Origin of the sequence: Nocardia sp. NPDC057353 (assembly GCF_042667085.1) — a bacterium.
Lineage (GTDB): Bacteria > Actinomycetota > Actinomycetes > Mycobacteriales > Mycobacteriaceae > Nocardia.
On sequence record NZ_JBHVAK010000103.1, the window covers coordinates 1 to 13,308 of the forward strand.

Annotated in this window: 8 protein-coding genes; 6 read left to right on the forward strand and 2 right to left on the reverse strand. The window is 72.9% G+C overall.

The window, feature by feature from the left end:
* Both ACFUUZ_RS30510 and ACFUUZ_RS30515 read right to left on the reverse strand, forming a co-directional pair.
* Positions 1–593, reverse strand: a 593-nt coding sequence (locus ACFUUZ_RS30510) for an AMP-binding protein (protein WP_378702300.1), incomplete at its 3' end; no start/stop codon positions are given.
* A gap of 89 nt (positions 594–682) precedes the next feature.
* Positions 683–1,477 (reverse strand): enoyl-CoA hydratase/isomerase family protein, encoded by a 795-nt coding sequence (locus tag ACFUUZ_RS30515; protein WP_378702302.1) that lies wholly within the window; start codon positions 1,475–1,477, stop codon positions 683–685.
* Between the two features lie 52 nt (positions 1,478–1,529).
* On the opposite strand from ACFUUZ_RS30515, the gene ACFUUZ_RS30520 reads away from it, so the two are divergent.
* The 6 genes from ACFUUZ_RS30520 (at position 1,530) to ACFUUZ_RS30545 (ending at position 13,269) form a co-directional block, all read left to right on the forward strand.
* On the forward strand, positions 1,530–2,558 hold the full coding sequence (locus ACFUUZ_RS30520) for a glutathione S-transferase family protein (protein ID WP_378702304.1): 1,029 nt from the start codon (positions 1,530–1,532) through the stop codon (positions 2,556–2,558).
* Positions 2,559–2,662: 104 nt separating this feature from the next.
* Positions 2,663–3,448: a hypothetical protein gene (locus tag ACFUUZ_RS30525; protein WP_378702312.1), complete on the forward strand. Its 786-nt coding sequence runs from the start codon at positions 2,663–2,665 to the stop codon at positions 3,446–3,448.
* Positions 3,445–4,593, forward strand: a complete 1,149-nt coding sequence (locus ACFUUZ_RS30530) for an ATP-binding cassette domain-containing protein (RefSeq protein ID WP_378702306.1) — start codon at positions 3,445–3,447, stop codon at positions 4,591–4,593. The genes ACFUUZ_RS30525 and ACFUUZ_RS30530 overlap by 4 nt, the downstream gene beginning before the upstream one ends.
* Positions 4,590–5,372, forward strand: coding sequence for an ABC transporter permease (locus ACFUUZ_RS30535; protein ID WP_378702308.1), 783 nt, complete (start codon positions 4,590–4,592; stop codon positions 5,370–5,372). Before ACFUUZ_RS30530 ends, ACFUUZ_RS30535 begins: the two co-directional genes overlap by 4 nt.
* A 115-nt stretch (positions 5,373–5,487) precedes the next feature.
* Positions 5,488–9,246 carry an ABC transporter ATP-binding protein gene (locus ACFUUZ_RS30540; RefSeq protein WP_378702314.1) on the forward strand — a complete coding sequence of 1,253 codons (3,759 nt, stop codon included), beginning with the start codon at positions 5,488–5,490 and terminating at the stop codon, positions 9,244–9,246.
* 111 nt (positions 9,247–9,357) lie between these two features.
* Positions 9,358–13,269, forward strand: coding sequence for a multifunctional oxoglutarate decarboxylase/oxoglutarate dehydrogenase thiamine pyrophosphate-binding subunit/dihydrolipoyllysine-residue succinyltransferase subunit (locus ACFUUZ_RS30545; RefSeq protein WP_378702310.1), 3,912 nt, complete (start codon positions 9,358–9,360; stop codon positions 13,267–13,269).
* Positions 13,270–13,308 lie beyond the last annotated feature (39 nt).

The window sequence follows — 13,308 nt, forward strand, 5'->3', positions numbered from 1 at the left end:
ACCACCGAGCGAATGGCGGAGAGCAGGTTCTCGTTGGTCAGCTCGACCCCGCGCGGGTCCGGCGAGCCGCTGGTGTAGCAGAGCAGCGCGAGGTCGTTGAGCCCGGCGCCGTCGTCGATGAAGGCGGCGCCGTCCGGCATCCCGGACTCGGTCGAGTTCCTGACCCCGCCGGTGCCGAGCACGAAGTCCGCGCTGCTGTCCGCGATCACCCGCGCGGCCGCCGCGGCGGGCAGCGCCGCGTCCACCAGCACCGGCACCGCCCCGCTGAGCAGCGCGCCGAGGAAGGCCTGCACCCAGCGGGCGCCGCCGGGCAGGTGCACCGCGACCCGGTCGCCGTACCCGATGCCGTGCTCCTGCAGCCCGCCCGCGATCCGCGCGGCGGAGTGCCACAGCTCGCGGTAGGTGAGCCGCGGCCCGCCGATCTCCACCACCGCCTCGCGGGTGGAGAAGGCGTGCGTCTGCAGGTCGAGCAGCTCGGTGAGCGCCGGGGTCAGGTTGCCGTAGCGGAGCACGCCGTCCGCGCCGCGGGCCAGCGGGGTGCCGCAGCCGGACGGCCCGGACAGCGGGAACTCGACGATGTGCTGCTGCGACATGGGGCCTCCGTGCCTCTACCGACCAGGCACCTCGACTATATGACCCACATCACAATCGCGGGGCGATAGGCGGAGATCGTGTCCGCCGATCACCGTCCGGTGTAGGTCGCCTTCCCCGGCCCGCGCTCCAGGAAGCTGCGCACCCCGCCGCGCAGGTCATCGGTGTCGAAGAGCACGCCGGAGACCTCCGGCGTCACCGCGTCCGCGTGCCCGACCCCGCCGGAGCGCCAGGCCTCGATGATCCGCTTGGTCGCCGCGTGTGCCCTGGTCGGGCCGTCGGCCAGCCGGGCGACGAGCGCGTCGGCGGCGGCCTGCACGTCCTCGTGCACGGCGTTCACCACACCCCACTCGGCCATGGTCGCGGCGTCGTAGAGATCGGCGGTCATGACGAACTCGCGGGCCCGGCCGGAGCCCGCCCGCTCGGCCAGCCGCTGCGGCCCGCCCATCGACGGGGTCAGCCCGACCACCGTCTCCACCAGCCCGAACTTCGCCTTCGGCGCGGCCAGGATGATGTCGCAGGCCAGCGCGATCTCGAAGGCCGCGGTCAGGGTGAGGCCGTGCGCGGCGAAGACCACCGGGCACGGCAGCGCCTCGAGCGGCTGGATGATCGTCTCGAAGAGCGAACGCCAGAGCTGCGCGCCCTGCTCCACCGTGAGCCCGTCGAAGACGTGCACATCGACCCCGCCGGAGACCACCTTGCCCTCGGCGCGCAGCAGCACCGCGCGCGGCGGGCGGGCGGTGAGCTCGGCGATATCGGCCACCAGCGCGTCGAAGAGCGGCTGGTCGAAGAGGTTCAGCGGCGGGTTCGCCAGGGTGAGGACGGCGATCTCGGCGCCGCCGTCGGTGGTCGCGCGCTCCAGGCGTGTCGGCTTGTTTCCGCTCATGTCGATCGAGCGTAAGCGGTCGGTTCCGGGGCGGGCGTGCCAGACTGGGCCGGTGACCACGTCGGCAGAGGATCAGTCCGGTTCGCAGGGCAGTTACGTGGAGCCCGGCGAGTTCAAGCGGGACACCAACTACATCACCACTCGGATCACCGCGGACGGCCGCGACGGCTACCCCGTCGAGCCGGGGCGGTACCGGCTGATCGCGGCGCGGGCCTGCCCGTGGGCCAACCGGACGCTGATCGTGCGCAGGCTGCTCGGCCTGGAGGACGCGCTCTCGCTCGGGCTCTGCGGCCCCACGCACGACAAGCTGAGCTGGACCTTCGACCTCGACCCCGGCGGCGTCGACCCGGTGCTCGGCATCCCCCGGCTGCGCGACGCCTACCTGGCCCGCTTCCCCGACTACCCGCGCGGCATCACCGTGCCCGCGGTGGTGGAGATCGCCACCGGCCAGGTCGTCACCAACGACTACCCGCAGATCACCCTGGACTTCTCCACCGAGTGGACCGCGTTCCACCGGGACGGCGCCCCCGACCTCTACCCGGAGCACCTGCGGGACGAGATCGACGAGGTCGCGCAGCGGAACTTCACCGAGGTCAACAATGGCGTGTACCGCTGCGGCTTCGCCGGCGACCAGGGCGCGTACGAGCGCGCCTACGCCCGGCTGTTCACCCGGCTCGACGAACTCACCGAGCGGCTCGCCGGGCAGCGCTACCTGGTCGGCGACACCATCACCGAGGCCGATGTCCGGCTCTTCACCACACTGGCCCGGTTCGACCCGGTCTACCACGGCCATTTCAAGTGCAACCGGGCCAAGCTGACCGAGATGCCGGTGCTCTGGGCCTACGCCCGCGACCTGTTCCAGACCCCCGGATTCGGCGACACCATCGACTTCGGGCAGATCAAGAAGCACTACTACGCGGTGCACCGGGACATCAACCCCACCGGGGTGGTCCCCGTAGGCCCCGACCTGGCGAATTGGCACACCCCGCACGGCCGCGAGCAGCTCGGCGGGCGGCCGTTCGGCGACGGGACGCCGCCCCCGCCGCCGCGCGCGGGCGAGGAGGTTCCGGCCTTCGACTGAGCGCGGAACCCGGCGGGCTGGGTACTTCGTTGTCGAGGGGAGCTGTGTCGGCACCGTGCCCTACAGTTCCAACCAGCCGAGCGGGACAGGAGGAGACGCCCGTGATGTTCAAGGACGCCTTCGAGAAGACGGTGGTACAGCTGCTCGACACCGGTTCGCGGCTACAGGGTCCAGCGGTGGCCAAGTACGTCGCCCGGTTGCGGCGCGCCCACCCGGACGAGACCCCGGCGCAGATCATCCAGCGGCTGGAGAACCAGTACCTGATGGCCGTCACCGGCAGCGGCGGCGCGGTCGGCGCCACCGCCGCGGTGCCCGGCGTCGGCACGATGGCCGCGCTGGCCGCGGTGAGCGCGGAGACCACCTTCTTCATGGAGGCCTCCGCGGTGTACACCCTGGCGGTGGCCTCGGTGCACGGCATCACGCCGGAGGCGCAGGAGCAGCGCCGCGCGCTGGTGCTGGCGGTGGTGCTCGGCGAGAGCGGCATGGACATCGTGCAGAAGTCCATCGGGCACTCGGCCAAGAACTGGGGCACCGCCTTCGCCAAGCAGATCCCCGGGCTGCACGCCATGAACGACTCCCTGCTCAAGCGCTTCATCGTGCGCTTCATCACCAAGCGCGCCGCGCTCATGGCGGGCAAGGTGGTGCCCGCCGGGATCGGCGCGGTGATCGGCGGGCTCGGCAACCGCGCGCTCGGCAAGACCACGATCGAGAACTCGCGCAAGGCCTTCGGCCCCGCGCCGACGCACTGGCGGGACGCCCCGCTGGTGATCGACGCCGACCCGCTGCCCGCCATCGACCCCGGCCGCGGGCTGCGCAAGTCGCCGCCCGCCAGGGCCGCCGGGCACCACCCGACGCCCACCCGCAAGCCGCAGCCGCCGACGGCCCGATGACCGGAGGCATCGACGCCCGGCCCGCTGAAGCGGGGCCGGGCGGTACCACCGCGCAGAGCACGAACGGTCGCCACAGCGGGCCGGGCGGCGTGGACGCGCACGGCACGGACGCACGCCGCAGCGGGCTAAGCGGCACACCCGCGCACAACACCGACGCGGCGCTGGCGGTGCGCGGGCTCGCCGTCCGGTACGGCGCCACCACCGCGCTGGAGAACGTCGAGTTCGCGGTGCCGTCCGGCACCGTCACCGCGGTGGCGGGCCCGCCGGGGTCGGGCAAGTCGGCGCTGGCCCGCGTGCTGCTCGGGCTGCGCGCGCCGACGCACGGCTCGGTCGAGGTGTTCGGCGCGGCGCCGCGCACCCCGCACACCGTGAACGGCGTGCTCGTCCCGCGCGGGCTACCTGGCAGGCGCCGGGTGCGCGACCACCTGCTCGCCCACGCCGCCGCGGCCGACGTCCCCGACTCGCGCGCCGACGAGGTCGCCGCGCTGGCGGGGCTGGGCGCGGAGGCCCGCACCAGGATCGAGGTGCTCGGCATCGGCGAGCAGACCAGGCTCGCCATCGCCACCGCGCTGCTCCCCGACCCCAGGGTGCTGGTCCTGGACGACCCGGTGGACGGGCTCGACCCGGCCGAGCGCGGCTGGCTCGCCGAGCTGCTGCGCGGCCACGCCCAGCGCGGCGGCGCCGCGGTCGTCACCGGCCGCAGCCTGGCCGCGCTGCTGCCCGCCGCCGACGCGCTGCTGCTGCTGGCCGCGGGCACCGCCGTCTACCAGGGCACCCCCGCCAAGCTGCGGCGCGGCTACCCGGACCGGCTGATCGTCGACGCCGCCACCCCGATCGCACTCGCCACGCACCTCGCCGCGCGCGGCTACACCGACGCGGTGATCCGGCCGGACGGCCGGCTCGCGGTCGCCGAGGCCACCGAGGCGGTCATCCGCGAGGCCGCCGCGGCCGCGCAGGTGCGCATCGCCGCCGTCGTCCCGGACCCCATCCACCCCGACCGCGTGCTCGCCGCGCTCACCGACCGCGCCGCCACCGCGCCGCGCACCCCCGGCGGCATCTCCGGCGTGCTCTCACCCTTCGCCGGGGGCGCCGCGGTCGGCGCCGGGCGCGTCACCCCGCCCGCGCCGTACGGTGTCTCCCGATGATCGATTACCTCCCGACCGCGCTGCTGCCGACGCTCCGCTCCGAACTCCGCAAGACCCTCGCCTTCCCCGGCATCGGCTGGGCCGTCGCCGTGGTGGCGGGCGCCGCACTGATCTCGACCGTCGCCGCCGCGCTCACCGCGGGGCCGCTCGACCCCACCGGCGAGCCCGCCACCGGCGCCGCCTCGATCGGGCTGTACCCGGCCTTCGGGGTGGCCGCGCTGGCCGCCGCGGTGCTCGGGGTCTTCGGCACCGCGGGCGAGTTCTGGAGCGGCGGCATGCCGACTACCGTGCTCTTCACCCCGAACCGGGACCGGCTGGCCGCCGCCAAGCTGGCGCTGCCCGCCGGGGCCGGGCTGGCCGCCGCGGTGCTCGCCGCGCTGATCGGGCTCGGCGTGCTGGTCGGGCTCGGCCGCGGCAAGGTCGACTTCGGGCCGAGTCTGATCGCGGTGTTCGGCGGCGGGCTCTTCGCCGCGGTGTGCTGGGCGGTGATCGGCGCCGGGCTCGGGCTGGCGCTGCGCAGCGTGGCGGGCGCGCTCGCGCTGCTGCTCGGCTGGGTGGTGCTGCTGGAGCCGCTGATCTGGCTGGTGGCGCGCGCCGCCGAGGCGGAGGGGCTGGTCGCGCTGCTGCCCGGCTCGGCGACGATCTCCACGGTCGCGGTCGGCGCCTTCCCGGAGAGCGGCTTCCTCGCGCCGACGCCCGCCGCCTACGTGGTGCTGCTGCTCTGGGCCGCCGCGCTCGGCGGTTTCGGCTGGTGGACGCTGCGCGCGGCCGAACTCTAGGTTCACCCCCCGCGCGCGGGGAATTCGCGCGGCGGCGCCGGTCGTTACCGTCGGTGCAGTATTCGCGCACCCGAGGAGGCGGCCCACGAACACCCCGACCACCGGAGCGGGCTGGATCCGCCGGCTCTGGACCCGATGTCTCGAGCACCGCCGCACCGTCGCGGGCATCGTCGTCACCATCCTGATCGGCGCGCTGGTCGAGATCGCGGCCCCGCTGCTGACCAAGCGCGCGGTGGACGCCGCCGGGGTCGGCGACACCGGGGTGATCGGCACCGTCGCGCTGCTGCTGGTCGCGCTGGCCGCCGGGCGCTTCGCCGCCGCCTTCGGCCGCAGGCTGCTCGCGGGCAGGCTCTCGCTCGACGTCCAGCACGGCCTCCGGCTCGACCTGCTCGGTTCGCTGCAGCGGCTGGACGGCGCCGGGCAGGACGCCATCCGCACCGGCCAGGTGGTCTCCCGCTCGATCACCGACCTGCAGCTGGTGCAGGGGCTGCTCGCCATGGCCCCGCTCTCCGGCATGGCGCTGGTGCAGTTCGTGCTCGCCGCCGCCGTCATGCTCTGGCTGGCGCCGCCGCTCGCGCTGATCGCGCTGCTGGTGGTCCCGGCCATCGCGGTCGTGGTCTACCGGCAGCGGCCCCGGCTCTACGCCGCCACCTGGTCGGCCCAGCAGCGCGCCGCCGAGCTGGCCCAGCACGTGGAGGAGACGGTCACCGGCGTGCGGGTGGTGAAGGGGTTCGGGCAGGAGGCCAGGATGGTCGACCTGCTGGAGCGGCACGGCCGCTCGCTCTTCGCCGAGCGCATGCGCGCCGCCAGGCTGAACTCCCGCTTCGCGCCGACCGTCGCCGCCATCCCGCAGGTCGGGCTGGTCGCGGTGATCGGCTTCGGCGGGCTGCTCGCGCTGCGCGGCAGCATCGGCATCGGCACCTTTCTCGCCTTCGCCGCCTACGTCGCCACCATGACCTCCACCGCCCGCACCATGACCTCGGTGGTGATCATGGCCCAGCTCACCAGGGCCGCCGCCGAGCGGGTCGACCAGGTCATCGATACCGCCCCCGCACTCACCGACCCGCTCGCCCCCGCCCCCGTCCCGGACGGCCCGCTCGGCGTCGAGATCAGCGACCTGACCTTCGGCTTCGGCCCGGACCGGCCGGTGCTGCGCCACCTCGACCTCACGGTCCGCCCCGGCGAGACGGTCGCCGTCATCGGCCCGGCCGGGTCCGGCAAGACCACGCTCTCGCTGCTGCTCCCGCGCTTCTTCGCCCCGGACTCCGGGCACATCCGGCTCACCGCCCCCGGCGCCGAGCCGGTCGACATCGCCGACCTGCGCGCCGCCGACCTGCGCAGCGCGGTCGGCGTGGTCTTCGACGACCCCTTCCTGTTCTCCGACACCATCGCCGCCAATATCGCGCTCGGCCACCCGGACGCCACCGACGCCGAGATCAGGCACGCCGCCCGGCTGGCCGCCGCGGACGAGTTCATCGCCGAGCTGCCCGACGGCTACGACACCGTGGTCGGCGAGCGCGGCCTCACGCTCTCCGGCGGGCAGCGGCAGCGCGTCGCGCTGGCCCGCGCGCTGCTCGCCCGGCCGCGCATCCTGGTGCTGGACGACGCCACCTCCGCCGTGGACGCCGTCACCGAGGCCGCCATCTTCGCCGCGCTCCCCGACCGCGGCGGCCGCACCACCATCGTGCTCGCGCACCGCGAATCGACGCTGGCGCACGCCGACCGGGTGATCCGCCTCCCCGCCCCGGACCACGTAACCCCCGAGCCCGTGCCGCCGGATCGCGTCCCCCACCCGGCCGCCGCTGATCCCGGCGCGGGCAGCCCTCGGCCGGCCGGCACCGGCCACCCCGGCACAGGCAGCGCAGGTGTGTCCAGCGCAGGCCGCCCCGGCCCCGGCTTCGCGGGCGCGGCGGCCGGTCTCAGCGAGACCCCGCAGCTGCGCCGCGCCCTGGACCGGCTGCCGCCCGCCACCGAGCAGCCCGCCACCGACGGGCAGCGGCTGCGCGCCCCCGACCCCGGCTTCCGCTTGGCCCGGCTGCTGCGCCCGGTGCGCGCGCTGGTGCTCACCGTGATGGCGCTGCTCGCGCTGGACGCCGTGCTCGGCATCGCCTTCCCGCCGCTGGTCCGCTACGCCCTGGACAGCGGCGTCGGCCGGGGCGACACCGGCGCGCTGGAGCTCGCCGCGCTGATCGGCATCGCCCTGGTCGCGGCGGGCTGGCTGGTCTCCGCGGGGACAACGGTGCTCACCGCGCGCACCGGCGAGCGGGTGCTCTTCGGGCTCCGGGTGCGCAGCTACGCGCACCTGCAGCGGCTCGGGCTCGACTACTACGAGCGCGAGCTCTCCGGCCGGATCATGACCAGGATGACCACCGACGTGGACGCGCTCTCCACCTTCCTGCAGACCGGGGTGGCGACCACGCTGGTCGGCGGGCTCACCCTGGTCGGCATCGCGGCCGCGCTGATCGTCATCGACCCGGTGCTCGCCGCGGTGGTGCTCGCGACGCTGCCGCCGCTGATCCTGGCCACCGTGGTCTTCCGGCGCTTCTCCTCGACCGCCTACGCGGTCTCCCGCGAGCGGGTCTCCACCGTGAACGCCGACTTCCAGGAGAACGTGAGCGGGCTGCGCGCGGTGCAGGCCAACCGGCACGAGCCGCGCGCGGCCAGGCGCTTCGCCGAGTACTCGCGCGGCTACCGGGACAGCAGGCTGCGCGCGCAGACCGCCATCGCGCTCTACTTCGCCTTCGTCGTCGCCTGGGCCGACCTGGCGCTGGCCGCGGTGATCTACGTCGGGGCGCGCGAGGTGGCGGCGGGCACCGCCACCGCGGGCACGCTGGTCGCCTTCGTGCTCTACCTGCAGCTGCTCTTCGGCCCGGTCACCCAGCTCTCCCAGGTCTTCGACGGCTACCAGCAGGCGCGGGTCGGGCTGCGCCGGATCGGCGAGCTGCTCCGCACGCCGTCCTCGATCGCCGCCGACCCGGCCGACGCGGTGCCGATCGAGCACGGCCTGCGCGGCGCGGTCGCGCTGAGTGACGTGCGATTCCGCTACCCGGGCACCGAGCGGTTCGCCCTCGACGGCGTCGAGCTGGCGATCCCGGCAGGCTCCACACTCGCCCTGGTCGGCCCGACCGGCGCGGGCAAGTCCACGGTGGTGAAGCTGCTGGCTCGCCTCTACGACCTACCCCGAGCCGAATCGACCGGCCGCGCCGACAGACCGACCGGCCCGGCCGCCGAAAAGGCAGCCCTGCCCCGGCCGGGCGCCGACGGCGCGGTCCGGGTCGACGATGTCGACATCCGCGACTACCGGCTGGCCGAGTACCGCGCCCGGCTCGGCATCGTGCCGCAGGAAGCTCACCTCTTCGCCGGCGACGTGGCGAGCAACATTGCATTCGGGAAACCCTCGGCAACCGACGCCGAGATCGCGGCGGCCGCGGCGGCGGTCGGCGCCGCGGAGATGATCGCCGCGCTCCCGCACGGCATGCGCCAGCCGGTCGGCGAGCGCGGTCGCGGGCTCTCCGCCGGGCAGCGGCAGCTGATCGCGCTGGCCCGCGCCGAGCTGGTCCACCCCGACCTGCTGCTGCTGGACGAGGCCACCTCGACGCTCGACCCGGAGGCCGAGGCATCGGTGCTGGCAGCGGCCTCGTCGCTGGCCCGGGGCCGGACCACGGTGGTGGTCGCGCACCGGCTCGCGACCGCCGCCAGAGCCGATCTGATCGCCGTCGTGGAAAACGGACGTATCACTCAGCTCGGTCCGCACGATGCCCTTGTAGGGGCCGATGGGCCCTATGCCCGCCTCTGGGCTGCCGCTCAGGGAACCGGGGGAATACTCTCGATGGAGGACGAGTCGTCGACAACGAGGGCCGGGGCTGATCGGTAGTCGGTGAATCCACCGATTTGCTGCGGGGCCTATCCTCGAACAGGGCGCACCGGCGCGCATCCGCCGGTCCCCCGCCGGGCACGTCACAAACGTCGCAGCGCGAAGAACGAAATGAGGCGAACACCTGCTGTGAGCAGTTCAACTTCCCAGTTCGGACAGAACCAGTGGCTAGTCGACGAGATGTACCAGAAGTTCAAACAGGACCCATCGTCGGTCGACGAGAGCTGGCACGAGTTCCTGGCCGACTACACCCCGGAAGTCAGCGCCGATTCCGAGCAGGCCGGCCCGGCCGCCACGAGCTCCGCCGGTTCCGCCTCGACCGGTAACGGGGCCGCGCGCTCCGGCGCCAACGGTTCGGCCGTGAAGAGCGAGCCCGCCAAGGCCCCGTCCGCCAAGGCCGAGCCGGCGAAGGCGCAGCCCGCGAAGGCCGAGCCGCAGGCCGCGAAGGCCGAGCCCGCCAAGGCGCAGCCCGCGAAGGCCGAGCCCGCCAAGGCGCAGCCCGCGAAGGCCGAGTCCAAGGCTCAGCCCCAGGCCAAGCCTGCCGCGAAGGCGCAGCCCGCCCAGCAGGCGCGCACCCCGAAGACCACCCCCGCCCCCACCTCCAACGCGGCCCCCACCTCGGGCAAGCCGAAGCAGGAGGCCGCGGAGGACCAGTCCAAGGTGCTGCGCGGCGCGGCGGCCGCGGTCGCCAAGAACATGTCGGCCTCGCTGGCCATCCCGACCGCCACCAGCGTGCGGGCCATCCCGGCCAAGCTGATGATCGACAACCGCCTGGTCATCAACAACCACCTCGCCCGCACCAGGGGCGGCAAGATCTCCTTCACCCACCTGCTCGGCTACGCGATCGTGCAGGCGGTCAAGAAGTTCCCGAACATGAACCGGCACTTCGCCGAGGTGGACGGCAAGCCGAACGCGGTCACCCCCGCGCACACCAACCTCGGCCTCGCCATCGACCTGCCGGGCAAGGACGGCAGCCGCTCGCTGGTCGTCGCCGCCATCAAGGGCACCGAGGAGTTCTCCTTCGGGCAGTTCCACACCGCCTACGAGGACATCGTGCGGCGCGCGCGGGACGGCAAGCTCACCGCCGAGGACTTCACCGGCGTCACCATCTCGCTGACCAACCCGGGCACCATCGGCACCGTGCACTCCGTGCCGCGGCTGATGAACGGCCAGGGCGCGATCATCGGCGCGGGCGCCATGGAGTACCCGGCCGAGTTCCAGGGCATGGCCGACGAGCGCGTCGCCGATCTCGGCATCGGCAAGCTCATGACGCTGACCTCGACCTACGACCACCGCATCATCCAGGGCGCGGAGTCCGGCGACTTCCTGCGCACCATCCACCAGCTGCTGATCTCGGACGAGTTCTACGACGAGATCTTCCACGGCCTCGGCGTGCCGTACGAGCCGGTCCGCTGGCGCAAGGACGTGCGCGAGCGCGGCGTCGACAAGAGCGCCCGGGTGCTCGAGATGATCGCCGCCTACCGCAACCGCGGCCACCTCATGGCCGACACCGACCCGCTGCGGCTGATCAAGGACAAGTTCCGCAGCCACCCGGACCTGGACGTCACCCAGCACGGGCTGACCCTGTGGGACCTGGACCGCGAGTTCAACGTCGGCGGCTTCCACGGCCAGGAGCGGATGAAGCTGCGCGACGTGCTCTCCATCCTGCGCGACGCGTACTGCCGCCACGTCGGCGTCGAGTACACCCACATCCTGGAGACCGACCAGCTGCAGTGGATCCAGGAGCGGGTCGAGCAGAAGCACGCGAAGCCCACCGTCGCGCAGCAGAAGTACATCCTGAACCGGCTGAACGCGGCGGAGGCCTTCGAGACCTTCCTGCAGACCAAGTACGTCGGGCAGAAGCGCTTCTCGCTGGAGGGCGCCGAGGCCGTCATCCCGATGATGGACGCCGTCATCGACCAGTGCGCCGAGCACGCCCTGGACGAGGTCATCATCGGCATGCCGCACCGCGGCCGCCTGAACGTGCTGGCCAATATCGTCGGCAAGCCCTACTCGAAGATCTTCACCGAGTTCGAGGGCAACATGAACCCGGCCGCCACGCACGGCTCCGGCGACGTGAAGTACCACCTCGGCGCGCAGGGCACCTACCTGCAGATGTTCGGCGACAACGAGATCGAGGTCTCGCTGACCGCCAACCCGTCGCACCTGGAGGCGGTCGACCCGGTGCTGGAGGGGCTCGCCAGGGCCAAGCAGGACCTGCTCGACAAGGGCGACGGCCCCGAGGGCTTCTCGGTCGTCCCGCTCATGCTGCACGGCGACGCGGCCTTCGCCGGCCAGGGCGTCGTCGCGGAGACGCTGAACCTCTCCGGGCTGCGCGGCTACCGCGTCGGCGGCACCATCCACATCGTGGTGAACAACCAGATCGGCTTCACCACCGCGCCGGAGAACAGCCGCTCCACCGAGTACTCCACCGACATCGCGAAGTTCATCGGCGCGCCGATCTTCCACGTCAACGGCGACGACCCGGAGGCCTGCGACTGGGTGGCCAGGCTCGCGGTCGACTTCAGGCAGAAGTTCCGCAAGGACGTCGTCATCGACATGGTCTGCTACCGGCGCCGCGGGCACAACGAGGGCGACGACCCCTCGATGACCCAGCCGTCGATGTACGACGTCATCGACACCAAGCGCTCGGTCCGCAAGGCCTACACCGAGAGCCTGATCGGCCGCGGCGACATCTCGCTCAAGGAGGCCGAGGACGCGCTGCGCGACTACCAGGGCCAGCTGGAGCGGGTCTTCAACGAGGTCCGCGAGCTGGAGAAGTTCCCGCCGGAGCCGAGCGAGTCGGTCGAGGACGACCAGAAGGTGCCCTCCACGGTGCAGACCGCGGTGGACAAGTCGGTGCTGCAGCGCATCGGCGATGCCTTCCTGAACGTGCCGGACGGCTTCAACGTGCACCCCAGGGTCAAGCCGGTGCTGGAGAAGCGCCGCGAGATGGCCTACGAGGGCAAGGTCGACTGGGCCTTCGCCGAGCTGCTCGCCTTCGGCACCCTGATCGACGAGGGCAAGGCGGTCCGGCTCACCGGCCAGGACTCCCGCCGCGGCACCTTCACCCAGCGGCACTCGGTCATCATCGACCGCAAGACCGCCGAGGAGTACACCCCGCTGCACAACATCGGCAGCGAGAACCCCGGTTGGTTCGCGGTGCACGACTCCGCGCTCAGCGAGTACGCCGCCGTCGGCTTCGAGTACGGCTACTCGCTCGGCAACCCGGAGGCGCTGGTGCTCTGGGAGGCGCAGTTCGGTGACTTCGTCAACGGCGCGCAGTCGATCATCGACGAGTTCATCTCCTCCGGCGAGGCCAAGTGGGGCCAGCTCTCCGATGTCGTGCTGCTGCTGCCGCACGGCCACGAGGGCCAGGGCCCGGACCACACCTCCGGCCGGATCGAGCGCTTCCTGCAGCTCTGCGCCGAGGGCTCGATGACCGTCGCGGTGCCGTCCACCCCGGCGAACTACTTCCACCTGCTGCGCAGGCACTCGCACGACGGCATCCGCCGCCCGCTCATCGTCTTCACCCCGAAGTCGATGCTGCGCAACAAGGCCGTGGTCTCGGACATCAAGGACTTCACCGAGTCCAAGTTCCGCTCGGTCTTCGACGAGCCCGCCTACGAGACCGGCACCGGCGACCGCTCGAAGGTCAAGCGGGTGCTGCTCACCAGCGGCAAGCTCTACTACGAGCTGGCCGCCGAGAAGGCGAAGCAGAAGCGCGACGACGTCGCCATCGTCCGGGTCGAGCAGCTGTACCCGCTGCCCAAGTACCGGCTGAACGAGGCGCTCGACGGCTACCCCAACGCCACCGACCTGGCCTGGGTCCAGGAGGAGCCCGCCAACCAGGGCGCCTGGCCCTTCTTCGGCCTGAACCTGCCCGAGCTGCTCCCCGAGCGGCTGGGCCGGCTCCGCCGCATCTCGCGGCGGGCCATGTCGGCCCCGTCGTCGGGGTCGAGCAAGGTGCATGCCGTCGAGCAGGCGGAGATCATCGAGGAGGCGTTCGCGCCGACGAAGTAGTTTCTCCCGCTTCACCTTCCGGGCCGGGCACCTTCGGGG

Excerpts from the sequence above, each read along its gene's own strand:
- ACFUUZ_RS30535 (WP_378702308.1), top strand. The coding sequence starts at position 4,590 with ATGATCGATTACCTCCCGACCGCGCTGCTGCCGACGCTCCGCTCCGAA.
- ACFUUZ_RS30525 (WP_378702312.1), top strand. The coding sequence starts at position 2,663 with ATGTTCAAGGACGCCTTCGAGAAGACGGTGGTACAGCTGCTCGACACC.
- ACFUUZ_RS30530 (WP_378702306.1), top strand. The coding sequence starts at position 3,445 with ATGACCGGAGGCATCGACGCCCGGCCCGCTGAAGCGGGGCCGGGCGGT.
- ACFUUZ_RS30545 (WP_378702310.1), top strand. The coding sequence starts at position 9,358 with ATGAGGCGAACACCTGCTGTGAGCAGTTCAACTTCCCAGTTCGGACAG.
- ACFUUZ_RS30515 (WP_378702302.1), bottom strand. The coding sequence starts at position 1,477 with ATGAGCGGAAACAAGCCGACACGCCTGGAGCGCGCGACCACCGACGGC.